The 13,333-nt window shown below is 59.6% G+C and carries 15 protein-coding genes; 6 read left to right on the top strand and 9 right to left on the bottom strand.

The features are described from left to right. Positions 1–244 precede the first annotated feature (244 nt). Positions 245–1,111: a hypothetical protein gene (locus PMI30_RS14945; protein WP_008009875.1), complete on the top strand. Its 867-nt coding sequence runs from the start codon at positions 245–247 to the stop codon at positions 1,109–1,111. Next, positions 1,108–1,830: a TylF/MycF/NovP-related O-methyltransferase gene (locus PMI30_RS14950; RefSeq protein WP_007898747.1), complete on the top strand. Its 723-nt coding sequence runs from the start codon at positions 1,108–1,110 to the stop codon at positions 1,828–1,830. The genes PMI30_RS14945 and PMI30_RS14950 overlap by 4 nt, the downstream gene beginning before the upstream one ends. Positions 1,831–1,984: 154 nt before the next feature. On the opposite strand, the gene PMI30_RS14955 is transcribed toward PMI30_RS14950, so the two are convergent. Then, positions 1,985–2,422 carry a multidrug/biocide efflux PACE transporter gene (locus PMI30_RS14955; RefSeq protein WP_007898746.1) on the bottom strand — a complete coding sequence of 146 codons (438 nt, stop codon included), beginning with the start codon at positions 2,420–2,422 and terminating at the stop codon, positions 1,985–1,987. An 89-nt stretch (positions 2,423–2,511) separates the two neighbouring features. On the opposite strand from PMI30_RS14955, the gene PMI30_RS14960 reads away from it, so the two are divergent. After that, entirely contained in the window at positions 2,512–3,366 is an 855-nt protein-coding gene (locus tag PMI30_RS14960; RefSeq protein ID WP_008009874.1) for a LysR family transcriptional regulator, read from the top strand. 123 nt (positions 3,367–3,489) lie between these two features. On the opposite strand, the gene PMI30_RS14965 is transcribed toward PMI30_RS14960, so the two are convergent. From PMI30_RS14965 to PMI30_RS14975, 3 genes are all read right to left on the bottom strand, one after another. Continuing rightward, positions 3,490–4,725 (bottom strand): RNA polymerase sigma factor, encoded by a 1,236-nt coding sequence (locus tag PMI30_RS14965; RefSeq protein WP_008009873.1) that lies wholly within the window; start codon positions 4,723–4,725, stop codon positions 3,490–3,492. A gap of 76 nt (positions 4,726–4,801) precedes the next feature. Beyond that, positions 4,802–5,146, bottom strand: a complete 345-nt coding sequence (locus PMI30_RS14970; RefSeq protein ID WP_008009872.1) for a YciI family protein — start codon at positions 5,144–5,146, stop codon at positions 4,802–4,804. 100 nt (positions 5,147–5,246) lie between these two features. Next, complete coding sequence (locus PMI30_RS14975) at positions 5,247–5,672, bottom strand: YybH family protein (protein ID WP_007898742.1); 426 nt, start codon at positions 5,670–5,672, stop codon at positions 5,247–5,249. Positions 5,673–5,812: 140 nt separating this feature from the next. Here PMI30_RS14975 and PMI30_RS14980 point away from each other — a divergent pair, with 140 nt between their 5' ends. The 3 genes from PMI30_RS14980 to aqpZ all read left to right on the top strand — a co-directional run bounded on the left by PMI30_RS14980 (position 5,813) and on the right by aqpZ (position 7,968). Next, complete coding sequence (locus PMI30_RS14980) at positions 5,813–6,298, top strand: GNAT family N-acetyltransferase (RefSeq protein ID WP_008009871.1); 486 nt, start codon at positions 5,813–5,815, stop codon at positions 6,296–6,298. Between the two features lie 18 nt (positions 6,299–6,316). Beyond that, positions 6,317–6,922: a pyridoxamine 5'-phosphate oxidase family protein gene (locus tag PMI30_RS14985; RefSeq protein ID WP_008009870.1), complete on the top strand. Its 606-nt coding sequence runs from the start codon at positions 6,317–6,319 to the stop codon at positions 6,920–6,922. Positions 6,923–7,269: 347 nt separating this feature from the next. Beyond that, positions 7,270–7,968, top strand: coding sequence for an aquaporin Z (gene aqpZ, locus PMI30_RS14990; protein WP_008009869.1), 699 nt, complete (start codon positions 7,270–7,272; stop codon positions 7,966–7,968). Between the two features lie 20 nt (positions 7,969–7,988). On the opposite strand, the gene PMI30_RS14995 is transcribed toward aqpZ, so the two are convergent. The 5 genes from PMI30_RS14995 to PMI30_RS15015 all read right to left on the bottom strand — a co-directional run bounded on the left by PMI30_RS14995 (position 7,989) and on the right by PMI30_RS15015 (position 12,964). Further along, entirely contained in the window at positions 7,989–9,113 is a 1,125-nt protein-coding gene (locus PMI30_RS14995; RefSeq protein WP_007898733.1) for a GNAT family N-acetyltransferase, read from the bottom strand. 149 nt (positions 9,114–9,262) lie between these two features. Beyond that, complete coding sequence (locus PMI30_RS15000; protein ID WP_008009868.1) at positions 9,263–10,606, bottom strand: OprO/OprP family phosphate-selective porin; 1,344 nt, start codon at positions 10,604–10,606, stop codon at positions 9,263–9,265. A 232-nt stretch (positions 10,607–10,838) separates the two neighbouring features. Next, positions 10,839–11,075 (bottom strand): anti-sigma factor family protein, encoded by a 237-nt coding sequence (locus PMI30_RS15005; protein WP_007898731.1) that lies wholly within the window; start codon positions 11,073–11,075, stop codon positions 10,839–10,841. Beyond that, on the bottom strand, positions 11,069–11,683 hold the full coding sequence (locus PMI30_RS15010) for an RNA polymerase sigma factor (RefSeq protein WP_008009867.1): 615 nt from the start codon (positions 11,681–11,683) through the stop codon (positions 11,069–11,071). The genes PMI30_RS15005 and PMI30_RS15010 overlap by 7 nt, the downstream gene beginning before the upstream one ends. Positions 11,684–11,842: 159 nt before the next feature. Continuing rightward, on the bottom strand, positions 11,843–12,964 hold the full coding sequence (locus PMI30_RS15015) for a beta-ketoacyl-ACP synthase III (RefSeq protein WP_008009866.1): 1,122 nt from the start codon (positions 12,962–12,964) through the stop codon (positions 11,843–11,845). Between the last annotated feature and the right edge of the window lie 369 nt (positions 12,965–13,333).

Raw genomic sequence — 13,333 nt, 5'->3', positions numbered from 1 at the left:
ACGGCCCCCTGTAGGAGCGAGGCTTGCCCGCGAAAGCGGTCTAACAGTCAAAATCATCGTTGAATGTGAAGACGCCTTCGCGGGCAAGCCTCGCTCCTACAGGGAGTTTTTTTGCCTGGCGAAAGCATTTCGTCGCAAATTCAGGGGATTGCGCCTTTATTGATCCACCCCCCGCCGGATTGCACTTCAGTTTGCTAACGTGTGGCCGACTCATAAGAGACTCGATGCATTCAGGAGTGGGATCGTGAATCTGTACATCAATCAGCTTCAGCACAAAGCTGACTTTAAAGAAGCCATCTACGCCGGCGACATCTTCCTGAACACCCAGCTACGCGCCGCCAAAGAGCTGTGTGCATTCGCCCAGGAAAGCATCACCGCCGCCTTCGACGGCGAGACCAATCACCAGGCGCTGCACACGCTGATGCCGGTGGAAGAATTCGTGGTACTGGTGACGCGCCTCAAAGGCCAGTTCACCAACAGCCAGCGCGCCAAGGATCTGATCCTGTCGTTTATCGACGAGATCGGTGTCGACCCGCGTGAGTACATTTTCGACGTGCCGCGCATTCGCGTGGTGCCGAACTATGACTACTTGCACGCCGGTGTCAGCTACGCCTACAAGCCTCATCGCGACACGTGGTACGGCAGCGTCGATTGCCAGATCAACACCTGGATGCCGGTGCATACCATTCGCCCCGACCAGACCATGATGATCAACGCTGGCTACTTCGACGTGCCCGTGAAGAACACCTCCAGCGAATGGAGCCTCAACGACTGGATCAACAACCAGCGGCACAAGGCCAAGGACAACCTCAAAGAGGAAGTCCGCGTGCACCCGGTGCCGCTGGAGGCGATCAACACCGCGTCTGAAATGCGCATCGCCGGCAACACCGGCGAGATGCTGATCTTCTCCGGCTCGCATCTGCACGGCACGGTCGCCAATCACACCGAACAAACCCGCTTCAGCGTGGACTTCCGCCTGATGCACCTCGACGACCTCAAGCACAAGCGCGGCGCAATCAATGTCGACAGCGCCTGCCCTGACGTCGGCGCCGGTTTCAAAGACTATTTCCACGCCCACGACTTTTCGAATTTCCAAGGAATCGACCAATGACCAAGCGTCGCATCACGCCTGCCGAGGCCCAGTACAACGAAACCCGTGCCAATGTCCTGAAACGGGTCGATGCCGAGTACGTGGCCGACGCGCCGTTCGTCTTCGCCAACCGCATCGGCGTGACCGCTGCTCTGTCGCGCATGGAGCTGTTCAAGAAAGTCGCCGAAATCCCGGGCGCGATCATTGAGTGCGGCGTGTACAAGGGCAACTCGTTGATGCTCTACATGCACCTGTCGATGATCCTGGAACCCTACGCGATCAACCGTTCGATTATCGGCTTCGACACCTTCGAAGGCTTCCAGAGCATCGACAAAAAAGAAGACCCGGCAGACGTCAACGAGACCATGTTCTCCGACACCGACCAGTCGCTGATCCAGGACATGATCGACGCCAACGACCTGCTGCGCCCGGTCAACCGTATCCCGCGCTGCGAGCTGGTCAAAGGCGACATCGTCAAGACTGTGCCGGAGTGGGTCCAGACCCGCCCGGACCTGGTGGTGGCGATGCTGATCCTCGACACCGACCTGTACGAGTCGACCAAAGTCGCTCTGGAAACCTTCCTGCCGTACATGCCAAAAGGCGCGATCGTGGTACTCGACGAAGTCGCTTACCGCAACTTCCCGGGCGAAACCAAAGCCCTGCGCGAAGTACTCGACCTGAACAAGATCGAACTCAAGCGCCTGCCGTTCGATTCGTGCGTGGGTTACTTCCACGTCTGACACACAACCCGCCTTTGTAGGAGCGAGGCTTGCCCGCGAAGAAGGCACCGCGGTTTAACCGAATGACCGCGTTATCGTTCTTCGCGGGCAAGCCTCGCTCCTACAAAAGGCGGGTCCGGTTGTGGATTGGATGAGCAGGCTGCGATCTTTGCTTTTAAACCTCGCAAGCCCTGCGCACCATCAACCGCTCACGCACCACGTCGTAACCCCAGTGATAGACGTAGGTGTACGGCAGGAAAAACAGCAGTACGCCGATGTCCAGCAGGAACGCCTGCCACAGGCTGACCTTCAGCCACCAGGCAATCAACGGCACGCCGAACGCGACCAGCCCGCCTTCGAACAACAGCGCATGCACCACGCGGACCCAAGCGTTACGCACAATCGCAAAGCGCTTGAGCAGCCGGTCGAACAGGCCGTTGAAGACCACGTTCCAGGCCAGGGCCAGGGCTGCAATGGCCATGGTGACCGCGCCCATTTCCAGCATGGGTTTGTCCATGATCCAGGCCAGTAGCGGGGTACAGATCAATATCGCCAGCAGTTCGAAACCGATGGCCTGGAAAATTCGTTCAGTGATGGATTTGTTGGCGTTCATGGCCAGACTCCCTGAGTGACTATGGTTGCCATGATCCGTCATCACGCCGATACTTCATAACCAATAACCATCGATCAAGGCGATAGCTCATGGCTTCCCACGAAGTGCTGCTGGCGTTTGTCCAGGCGGCGACTCAAGGTTCGTTTTCCGCCGCGGCGCGCAAGCTCGGTCGCAGTCAGTCGACCATCAGCGCCGCGGTGGCCAGCCTGGAAGTCGACCTGAACCTTGTCCTCTTCGACCGCAGCAGCCGCAAGCCGAGCCTGACCCCGGCCGGGCACGTCATGTTGCAGCGGGCCGAAGAGATTCTGGCCGCCACCAGCCGCCTGGAAATGACCGCCAGCCAGCTGTCCCAAGGCGTCGAGCCGAAGCTGACCGTGGCGATTTCCGACACCTATCAGTCCGACCGTTTTGAAGCGGCGCTCAGTGCTTTCGAGCAGCGTTACCCAGACCTGGAATTGGAATGCCTGATCGCCGAATGCGATGACCTGGTGGCACTGGTGCAACGCGGTCGAGCGCATGTCGCCTTCGCCGAGATGCAGGACAGTTATCCACCGGATCTGGTCAGTTCGACGGTGGACGAGCGCACGGAAATCGCCCTGTTCGTGTCCCATGCACACCCGTTGGCGAAGCTGAACGCAATCGATCAGGACGTGCTGCAACAGCACCGCGAGTTGCGTCTGGCGACAATCGTCAATCCGTACGAAAGCCGGGCGAAGGGGCGCGTCTGGTCGGCACCGAGTTATCTGATGTTGCTGGAAATGGCCCAGGGCGGGTTCGGCTGGGCGCCGCTGCCCCGCTGGTTGGTGGGGCGGTTCGGGGCCGGCTCGCTGGTGGAGCTGAATATGCGCGGCTGGCCGAAACCGGTGTGCGTCGATGCGCTGTGGTCGCGGCTGCACCCGCCAGGGCCGGCGGGGAGTTGGTTGTTGAGCAAGATGCTGGAGTGAAGGTCTTGCGGGCCCCTTCGCGGGCAAGCCTCGCTCCTACAGATTCGGGTCGAATCGCAGAGGTGTGATCAACTCAATCCTGTAGGAGCGAGGCTTGCCCGCGAAGGGGCCCGCAAGATCACATCACTCCAACGCCCGCAGCCGCCCCTCGATAAACCGCCGTTCCGGCACCTGTTGCGTCAATTCCAGCGCCCGCTCATACGCCGCTCGCGCCTCTTCCACCCTCCCCAACTGCCGGCAAAACTCTGCCCGCGCCGAGTGTGCCAGGTGGTAATCCAGCAATTCGCCCCGCGCCAGAATCCCTTCGATCAACATCAACCCGGCCAGCGGGCCATCGCGCTTGGCCAGCGCCGCGGCGCGGTTGAGTTCGATCACCGGCGACGGCACGGCACGCAGCAGTACGTCGTACAGACCAACAATCTGCGGCCAGTCCGTCTCCGCCGCCGTCGGTGCTTCGGCGTGCACTGCCGCAATTGCCGCTTGCAGGCAATAAGGCCCGAAACGCCGCGTCGTCAGCGCCCGCTCTACCAATGCACAGCCTTCGGCAATCATCTCGGCGTCCCACAACGAGCGATCCTGTTCATCCAGCACAATCAGTTCACCGCTCGATGAGGTCCTGGCCGGGCGCCGGGACTCATGCAACAGCATCAGTGCCAGCAACCCCATCACCTCCGGTTCGGGTAGCAATTCCATCAACAACCGACCGAGACGAATCGCTTCGCGCGTCAGGTCTTCGCGGGTCAATTCGTTGCCGATAGACGCCGAGTAGCCTTCGTTGAACACCAGGTAAATCACCCGCAGCACGCTGTCGAGACGTTCAGGCAGTTCCGTCAGGGTGGGTACCTGATAGGGGATTTTCGCGTCACGAATCTTCGCCTTGGCCCGCACGATGCGTTGGGCGATAGTGGCCGGCGCCGAGAGAAAGGCCCGGGCGATTTCTTCGGTGGTCAGGTCACAGACTTCGCGCAGGGTCAACGGCACTTGAGCATCCGCCGCCAATGCCGGGTGACAACAGGTAAAGATCAGCCGCAGGCGATCGTCTTCCACATCTTCATCACTCCAGTCAGCCTGCTCCAGCTCTTCCAGTTGAGCGATCAACATCGGCCGGGACGCATTAAAACGCGCACGCCGACGCAACACATCGATGGCCTTGAAACGCCCGGTGGACACCAGCCAGGTGCGCGGATTGTCTGGCACACCGTCACGCTGCCAGCGTTCGACCGCGACGAAGAACGCCTCGTGCAGCGCCTCTTCGGCAAGGTCGAAATCGCCGAGCAGACGGATCAGGGTCGCCAGAATCCGCCGCGAGTCTTCGCGGTAGACCTGCTCGACTCGCGCCCGTACTGACTCGCCAGGCATCAGTCCGGCATGCCTTCAGCGGGCTTTCGTTGCACGGGTTGCGGACTCATGAAAGAACTCCTGTCGTGATGGTTATTCAGGGATTGAGCTGGCGAACGGGCCGCACCTCGACACAGCCGACCCGGGCCGCCGGGATGTTGCCGGCGACCTGGATGGCTTCATTGAGGTCCTTGGCATCGATCAGGTAGAAGCCGGCCAACTGCTCCTTGGTTTCAGCGAACGGGCCATCGGTGACCGACATTTTGCCGTTGCGCATGCGCACGGTGGTCGCGGTCTGCACCGACTCCAGCGCTTCGGCGGCGAGCATCCGGCCGCTGCCCTGGATCGACTCGGCGTACGCCATGCACTCGGCGTCATTGGGGCTTTCTGGCAGCGAGTGCAATTCGTGCTCGTTGCTGTAGACCAGGCATAAATACTTCATGGGGGCTCTCCATTTCTTGGGGACTGTACCCTGATCGAACGGATCAACTATGGCTGCGGATTGGCATTTTGGCGCCCTTTCCCGACGATCAGCCCGACGATCAGGGTTCCAGGTTGAACAGTGCCGCGCCGCTTGTCATGTCGAACGGCGCCGACCAGTGTTCGTGGACGATCTGCCATAGCCCCGCTTCCTGGCGGTAGCAGGCGGTGACGCGCATCCAGCAGGCCTGGGTTTCACCCTTTTCATTGGTGCCGCCGCAATGCGCCAGCCAGTGCGCGAAAGCGATCTCCTGCGACGGCACGATGTCGATCTCGTGGAACTCGAAAATGTGCGGGCCCGGGCACATCTCCATGCATTCCTGCCAATGCGCACGGTAGGCCGCCTTGCCCTTGAATTGCAGGGCTTTGACCGCATCGAAGGAAACGATGTCGTCTGCGTACAGGGCCATGACCTTTTCCACGTCCTTGGCGATGACCGCCTGGCGGTAGTTCTCGATCAGGTTATGGATTTGTGTTTGAGCATTCATGATGGTTCTCCGTGATTTTTTGTTGAAGACACCCTTAGTCGTCTGGCGAAATGCCAAATCGACAGCCGAAATAAAAATAATCCATGGGGGCAAATTCGCTAGAATCCGAGGTTCATTTCCGTTGGAAAAAGGACCCTCCAGTGACTGCCCGACTCGTGCCTTACGAAAGCCTGAACGCCCTGCAGCGCCAACAGGTCGAGGCCATCGAAATCCACGCCGAACAGATCAAATTCTCCGGCGACATTCATGGTGCGTTGCACACTTTGCTGTCCAAGCCAGGCCCTGGCGTCAAAGGATTTGCGCTATTGGTGGAGGATGTTCCGGTGGCTTTCCTGCTGCTCAAGCGCCCGCCGGTGTTGCCGGCCTGGGCCGATGAACACAGCGCCACCCTGCACGCCCTGCAAGTCGATCGCCGCGCCCAGGGCAAAGGCTATGGCAAAGCCTGCCTGCAAGCCCTGCCCGAGGTTGCGCGCCAGGCCTGGCCGGAAATCAAAGGGCTGGAGTTGTCGGTGGATGCGGACAATGAGTCGGCCATCGCGCTGTATGCCAAATTTGGCTTTGTCGACAGCGGCGAAGCGTACAAGGGCCGGATCGGTTACGAACGGCGGATGGGGCTGGTTTTCTGATTCGTAGAGGGATGAACGATGTTGAATTCAATCGAAGCGCTGGAAGCGATCTACGGCCTGCCCCATGACCGCGCGGTGCGCAAGCAGATCCCGTTTCTGAACGAGGACTATCAGGCGATGGTCCGCGCCTCGCCACTGGTGATTATCAGCTCGGTCGGCCCCGACGGCATGGACGGTTCGCCGCGTGGCGATACGCCGGGTTTCGTGCGGATCGTCGACGAACGCACGCTGGCGATTCCGGATCGACCGGGCAACAACCGCATCGACACGCTACGCAATGTCGTGCTCGATTCGCGGGTATCGCTGCTGTTCATCATCCCGGGAATTGGCGAGACGTTGCGGGTCAACGGCACGGCGCAGATCAGCGCCGATCCCGGGTTGCTGGAAAGTTTTGCGGTCAATGGCAAACCGGCGCGCACGGTGATGCTGGTGACGGTGCAAGCAGCGTATTTTCACTGCTCGAAAGCGATTGTGCGTTCGGATTTGTGGAACCCGCACAAACACCTCGAACGCTCTGCCCTGCCGACCGCCGGGGCGTTTCACAAGCGCCTGAACGACGGGCAGTTCGATGCCGAAGCGTATGACCGGGAAGCACCGGCGAGAGTGCGTGACAGTCTCTACTGACACGATGACTAGCCACTGTGGGAACAGACTCATGTGGCGAGGGGGCTTGCCCCCGTTGGACTGCGAAGCAGTCCTAAAACCTGCACCCCTCGTTCTGCCAGGCATACCGCATACGCCGGATTTGCGACTGCTTCGCAGCCGAACGGGGGCAAGCCCCCTCGCCACATGAGCCCGCACATATTAGGTCGGCGAACCGCCATAACCCTTTAGGCACAGGCTCTGGCGGTTTTTATGGTCACTGGAATTTCATAAAAACCCTGCTGTACTCAGCCAAGGTTCTGGAGATGGTTCTGTAGTCCATCTGCCGGATGCACAACGACAGTGTTATCTCGACAGGGAAATTCGCTATGTCTTTGTTCAAACGCTCGGCTACAGAATTGGTGGGAACGTTCTGGTTGGTGTTAGGGGGGTGCGGCAGTGCGGTCCTGGCGGCGGCGTTTCCAAACGTGGGGATCGGTTTGCTGGGAGTGTCCCTGGCATTCGGTTTGACGGTGCTGACGATGGCCTTCGCCATCGGCCACATTTCGGGCTGCCATCTCAACCCTGCGGTGTCGGTCGGGCTGGTCGTCGGCGGACGATTCCCGGCCAAAGAACTGCCCGCCTACATCATCGCCCAAGTGATTGGCGGGATCATCGCAGCGGCTCTGCTGTACTTCATCGCCAGCGGCAAACCCGGCTTCGAACTGGCCAGCGGCCTTGCATCCAATGGCTATGGCGAACACTCGCCCGGCGGCTACTCGATGGCGGCGGGGTTTGTCAGTGAACTGGTGATGACCGCCATGTTCATCCTGATCATTCTCGGCTCCACCGACAAACGCGCCCCGGCCGGGCTGGCGCCCATCGCCATCGGCCTGGCGCTGACCCTGATCCACCTGATCTCGATTCCGGTCACCAACACCTCGGTCAACCCGGCCCGCAGCACGGGCCCGGCGCTGATTGTCGGCGGTTGGGCGATTCAACAACTGTGGCTGTTCTGGCTGGCGCCGATTCTGGGTGCGGTCATCGGCGGTGTGATGTATCGCTGGCTGGGCAAAGAAGACAGCTGACAAGGGACATAACGCGAAGATCAGCCTTGCCGGTAAGGCAAGGCGGTTTTCGCTTCTTCTGCATACCCCATGACCCCGACACGTTCGCGCTCAAGGAAGTCTTTCACCGCCGACTTCAAGCCCGGATGGCGCAGGTAATGCCAGGAATGGGTGATCACCGGCTCAAAGCCACGAATCAACTTGTGCTCGCCCTGAGCGCCGGCGTCAAAACGTTGAAAGCCGTTGGCAATCGCGTAGTCCATGCCTTGATAGAAACAGGTCTCGAAATGCAGGCGATCAAACTCTGCCAGGCAGCCCCAGTAACGACCGTAAAAGCTGTCGCCTCCGACCAGACTGAAGGCCATGGCCACCGGTCGTGAGCCTTGTTTGGCCAAAACCACACGAATCGATTCCGGCATGCGCTCGGCCAGCAGACTGAAAAATTCCCGCGTCAGGTACGGCGCTTGCCGACGCACCGCGTAGGTATTGGCGTAGCAGGCATACACAAAGTCCCACTGCGCCTGATCCAGTTGCCGCCCTTCCAGCCATTCGAAGTCGATGCCCTGCCCGGCCACTTGCTCACGCTCCTTGCGCATTTGCTTGCGCTTGCGCGAACTGAGGGCGTCGAGGAAGTCCTGAAAATCCCGATAGCCGCGATTCTGCCAGTGATACTGACAGCCAATGCGCTGCAACCAGCCAGGTTGTTCGGCCAATGCCGCGTCGGTGAATGGATCGGTGAAGTTGATATGGGCGCTGGAGAGTCCTTCGATCTCAAGGTAACCCGGCAGGCTTTGCAGGAGTTCGAAACCGTCCTCGATCGTCGCCGCCAGCAATCGCGGCCCGCTGACCGGGCTGAACGGCACCGCCGTCAACAACTTGGGGTAGTAGTCGATGCCGGCACGCTCACAGGCTTCGGCCCAGCCATGGTCGAACACGTACTCGCCGTAGGAATGCCATTTGCGGTAACTGGGCAGTGCGGCGATCAGACGATCGCCTTCAACATGCAACAGATGCTCGGGCTGCCAGCCGGAATGCGGGCCGAGGCTGGCGCTGTCTTCCAGCGCACTCAGAAAGGCATGGCGCAGAAACGGCTGAGTTTCCGGCACCAGCGCGTCCCAGGTGTGCGGCGCGATTTCGGACAGACTTTCCAGACGTTGCAGCGGCATCAGTATCCCCGACCATCATTTCCTACAGATGGGAGGAGTATCGCTTATCTGATTGCCTAACCCGAAACAAAAAAAACCCCGCCGAAGCGGGGTTAAACGAGAGGAGCTTTAACGGATGAAGAAAGAGCTCTTACAGCGTTTACTGCAATTTAGAACACGTATTGAGCGCGGACCACGAAGCCGTCACCGCTGTCATCACCCGTGCGACGTGCTGGGGTAGTACCGCTGGCAGCTGTGGCATTGGTCACGTTGTCCGTCTTGGCCTTGAGGTAGGCGCCAGTGATTTTTACCGCTTCGTTGGCGTACCAGTTGACGCCCAGGGTGTGCACCTTGGCTTCGGCATCGCCGACATCGCGGGTCAGGCTGGCAGTGGTGATGTTGTCGTCTTCGACGGTCAGGCTGTCGTAACGATAGAACAGCTCCCAGGCGCCGATGGACTTGTTGGCTGGCTTGATTGCGTCAAACTTGCCGACTTTATAGCCACGGGCTTCGCCGGTGAGGGTGTAGGCACCCTGAACGTAGAAACCGTGACCCTTGATGTCTTCAACGTTGCTGGCATCGGCCTTGGTCTTGCGGGTGATGTATTCACCCTGGATCGAGGCCGGGCCCATGGCGAATGCGGCTTCCAGGCCGACAGCGTCGTCACGGTCATAAGAGCCGGCAGGCGAAGTGGAACTGCCGCCCAGCACCGGACGGTTGCCGTTGGTACCGGCATCGTTGCCGCCGAGGGTTTCAACGCCACGCATGCCCATGCGGGTGCGATAACGCGAATCGAAGGCGGTGTCGGAGACATCACGGGACGCGACGTTCACACCGAAGTGCAGCACGTTGCCGGCGTCATGCATCGGCGCGAATACAAAGCGGCCGTTGACCTGTTTAACGCTGTTGCCATCGGTATCGTCGGTGTCTTTGCTGAACACGCCGGCGGAAGCGTAGAACGAATCAGCGAAGGTACTGGAGGCTTGCAGGCCCAGGCCATTCTGGTGGCTGTTCGCCCAATCGACCATGTCGTACGCCATGTTGCGTTCTGGCGCAGTGACCCACTTGGAGCTGGTGGCTTTTTCCAGGCCGAAGTCCGGGTCGAAACGACCGACTTTGATCGAGACCGGTTTGAAGCCGTTGTAGGCCAACGACGCTTCGTCGAAGTAACCGTTGTCGGAATCACCGCTGTTGTGGGAGAAGTCGTAGTTGATGGTGTAAGCCCAATCCGTGTACAGCACACCAGACAGCTCCAGGAAGCCACGACGGATGTAGGCAGCGTCGGCGGTATCGCCGTTTCGGGTGTAGACACCATCGAACTGGCTGTAGTCAGCCTGCAAGCGACCGCCGAGTTTGAAGCTGAATTCTTTATCGGTGGTGGCGACTTCGAGGCCGCCCTTGGTTTTGACTACGATATCGGCGCCGTCAGTGGTGACGGTGCCAGCGAAAGCCTGGGCGGTTACTGCCATGGCCAATGCGCTGGCGGCAAAACCGGCGAAGTGCTTACGGATCATCGAAGAGTTCCCCTAATTGGTGGTCTGTAGCTTGGAAACACGCGGGTCTGGCCCGCTTGTGTTGGGAGGGAATCTTGGAGGCGGGGTATTTCAGCCGGGTTGCTGATAGATAAAGATTTTATGACAGGGGAACTTTTTTACTTCGAATTGAAATAACAGAAAAACAGCCGCAAAAGATCAGCTGCAAGCCGCAAACCAGAGCGGCTGAAGGGGGATGTTACGGGCGGGAAAACTACGGTTTGTTCTTCAGATGTTCGTTGGCAAGCCGTTCAGCCAGCGCATCCAGATCAGGAACAGGCGGCTCGGGCATCACTTTCAGGGTGGCCTGCATCAACCGCATCTGCCGAATGAACCGCCGGCAATTGGGGCAGAACATCAAATGATGCCGCACCATCAGTCGCTCTCGAAAACTCAACTGGCCATCGAGATAATCACTGGAGCGCGCCACTTGTTCCTTGCAGGTCAACATTCGCCGGTTTCCTCAAAATGCTCCACGGTCGCAAAGACCTTCAACCGTGCCCGATGCAGCAGCACACGAACATTGGAGAGCGAGATCTCCAGAAGATTACAGATCTCTTCCAGCTCCAGCCCTTGTCGTTCGCGTAACAGCAAAACACTGCTTTGCAGTTCCGACAGGCTGAGCAGCGTGTGCTCCAGACATTCGCGCAGCTCGTTTTCGGTCAACAAGGCCTCTGGCGTGTCCTGGTGCCAGGCGTATGGCGCCACCAGCCAATGACCATCAGTGGATGAAAAACGATCGTCATCGAGCGTGCCGTGAGGCGACGGCAGGTCATCGAGCAGCACTTCCCGGCGGTTTAGCTTGTAGCGGCTCTTCGCCGAGTTGGCGGTGATGGTCAGCAGCCAGGTCTTGAGGCTCGAACGCCCCTCGAACCCGCCGAGATTGCGCACCACCGACAGCCAGGCATCCTGTACCACTTCGTCGACGTGTCGGTTGCCGACGATGGCATAGGCCACCGCGCGCATGGCGCTCTGGTAAGTGCTGACCAGTTCCTTGAAAGCCCTCTGCTCGCCCGCCAGCAGGCGTTCGAGCAGTTGAGCGTCGTCAGCGGCAGCCATTGATGCCTCTTATCCGAATGAATGGGGACACAAGAAAAAGATCGCAGCCTTCGGCAGCTCCTACATGTCGATCGTATCCAACCACGATAGCGGGTTGAAATCCAATCCTGTAGGAGCTGCCGCAGGCTGCGATCTTTTCAGGCGTCTTTTCAGGCAAATTCAGCGCTTGCGCAGAATCACGCTGCCAATCGAGTAACCGGCGCCGAACGAGCTGAGTACCGCCAGCGAACCGCTGACCAGATCGTCCTGATTCTTGTGAAACGAAATCACCGAACCGGCCGAACTGGTGTTGGCATAGGTGTCGAGAATCACCGGGGCTTCCTCTTCGGTGGCTTCGCGGCCCAGCAGCTTCTTGACGATCAAGTGGTTCATGCTGAGGTTGGCCTGGTGCAGCCAGAAGCGCTTCACGTCGCTGACGTTGAGCTGGTTTTCTTCCAGGTGCGTGGCGATCAGCTCGGCGACCATCGGGCAGACATCGCGGAACACCTTGCGGCCTTCCTGCACGAAAAGTTTGTCGGGGGCACCGATGCCCTCTTCCGCAGCGCGGTTGAGGAAGCCGAAGTTGTTGCGGATGTTGTTGGAGAACTTGGTCAGCAGTTTGGTGCTGACCACGTCGAACTGGTACTTGGACGTCGCCAGATCCGCACGCTCGATGATCACCGCCGTGGCGGCGTCGCCGAAGATGAAGTGGCTGTCGCGGTCGCGGAAATTCAGGTGACCGGTGCAGACTTCAGGGTTGACCATCAGGATCGCCCGAGCCTGGCCCAGTTGCACACTGTTGGCCGCAGCCTGGATGCCGAAAGTCGCCGAGGAACAGGCGACGTTCATGTCAAAACCGAAACCCTGGATGCCCAGCGCTTCCTGAACTTCGATGGCGATGGCCGGATAGGCGCGTTGCAGGTTGGAGCAGGCGACGATAACACCGTCGATGTCAGCGGCGGTCTTGCCGGCGCGCTGCAAGGCTTGCTCGGCCGCACCGATGGCCATCTGGCAAAGCACCGACCACTCGTCATTCGAGCGCTCGGGCAAGCGTGGTGCCATGCGTTGCGGGTCGAGAATGCCGTCCTTGTCCATGACAAAGCGGCTTTTGATGCCAGATGCTTTTTCGATAAACGCTGCGCTGGATTCGGTCAATGCCTGGATTTCGCCGCGCGCGATGGCTTCGGCGTTGTCGGCGTTGAACAGCGCGACGTAAGCGTTGAAAGACTGCACCAGCTCTTCATTGGAAATGCTGTTGGCCGGGGTGTACAGGCCGGTGCCGCTGATGACGACGTTATGCATGGTCGTTTCTCTAATCCGTTCAGGCAGAAAGCGCTGGCACCGACGTACCAACACACAAAGGGTCTATTCCAGGTCCGGACGCAAACCTGGCATCGCTTTATTCCGATCCGCCCGGGCCCGTGAAGGCTCAAAACCGCGGGGCTGGCGTTTATAGGCGCGAAGTTTGCCATAAACGTGGGCTTTTGGCGCCTTTTGCAAGAGCAACAGCGTGGCGAGGGGGCTTGCCCCCGTTCGGCTGCGCAGCAGTCGTAAAACCAACGCACTCGGTATACCTGATACACCGGGGCCGCAGGTTTGGGGCGGCTTCGCCACCCAACGGGGGCAAGCCCCCTCGCCACAAAGGCTCGCTCCCACAGGGGTTACGGCTCC

Origin of the sequence: Pseudomonas sp. GM50 (genome assembly GCF_000282375.1) — a bacterium.
GTDB lineage: Bacteria > Pseudomonadota > Gammaproteobacteria > Pseudomonadales > Pseudomonadaceae > Aquipseudomonas.
Note: the sequence above shows the minus strand (reverse complement) of the source record. Positions and strands in the feature narration are given on the sequence as shown.

Coding starts and splice junctions, on each gene's coding strand:
- PMI30_RS14965 (WP_008009873.1), bottom strand. CDS start 4,725: ATGCCTGGCGAGTCAGTACGGGCGCGAGTCGAGCAGGTCTACCGCGAA.
- PMI30_RS15015 (WP_008009866.1), bottom strand. CDS start 12,964: ATGCATAACGTCGTCATCAGCGGCACCGGCCTGTACACCCCGGCCAAC.
- PMI30_RS15005 (WP_007898731.1), bottom strand. CDS start 11,075: ATGTTGACCTGCAAGGAACAAGTGGCGCGCTCCAGTGATTATCTCGAT.
- PMI30_RS14960 (WP_008009874.1), top strand. CDS start 2,512: ATGGCTTCCCACGAAGTGCTGCTGGCGTTTGTCCAGGCGGCGACTCAA.
- PMI30_RS14970 (WP_008009872.1), bottom strand. CDS start 5,146: ATGAAGTATTTATGCCTGGTCTACAGCAACGAGCACGAATTGCACTCG.
- aqpZ (WP_008009869.1), top strand. CDS start 7,270: ATGTCTTTGTTCAAACGCTCGGCTACAGAATTGGTGGGAACGTTCTGG.
- PMI30_RS14975 (WP_007898742.1), bottom strand. CDS start 5,672: ATGAATGCTCAAACACAAATCCATAACCTGATCGAGAACTACCGCCAG.
- PMI30_RS15000 (WP_008009868.1), bottom strand. CDS start 10,606: ATGATCCGTAAGCACTTCGCCGGTTTTGCCGCCAGCGCATTGGCCATG.
- PMI30_RS14955 (WP_007898746.1), bottom strand. CDS start 2,422: ATGAACGCCAACAAATCCATCACTGAACGAATTTTCCAGGCCATCGGT.
- PMI30_RS15010 (WP_008009867.1), bottom strand. CDS start 11,683: ATGGCTGCCGCTGACGACGCTCAACTGCTCGAACGCCTGCTGGCGGGC.
- PMI30_RS14985 (WP_008009870.1), top strand. CDS start 6,317: ATGTTGAATTCAATCGAAGCGCTGGAAGCGATCTACGGCCTGCCCCAT.
- PMI30_RS14995 (WP_007898733.1), bottom strand. CDS start 9,113: ATGCCGCTGCAACGTCTGGAAAGTCTGTCCGAAATCGCGCCGCACACC.
- PMI30_RS14950 (WP_007898747.1), top strand. CDS start 1,108: ATGACCAAGCGTCGCATCACGCCTGCCGAGGCCCAGTACAACGAAACC.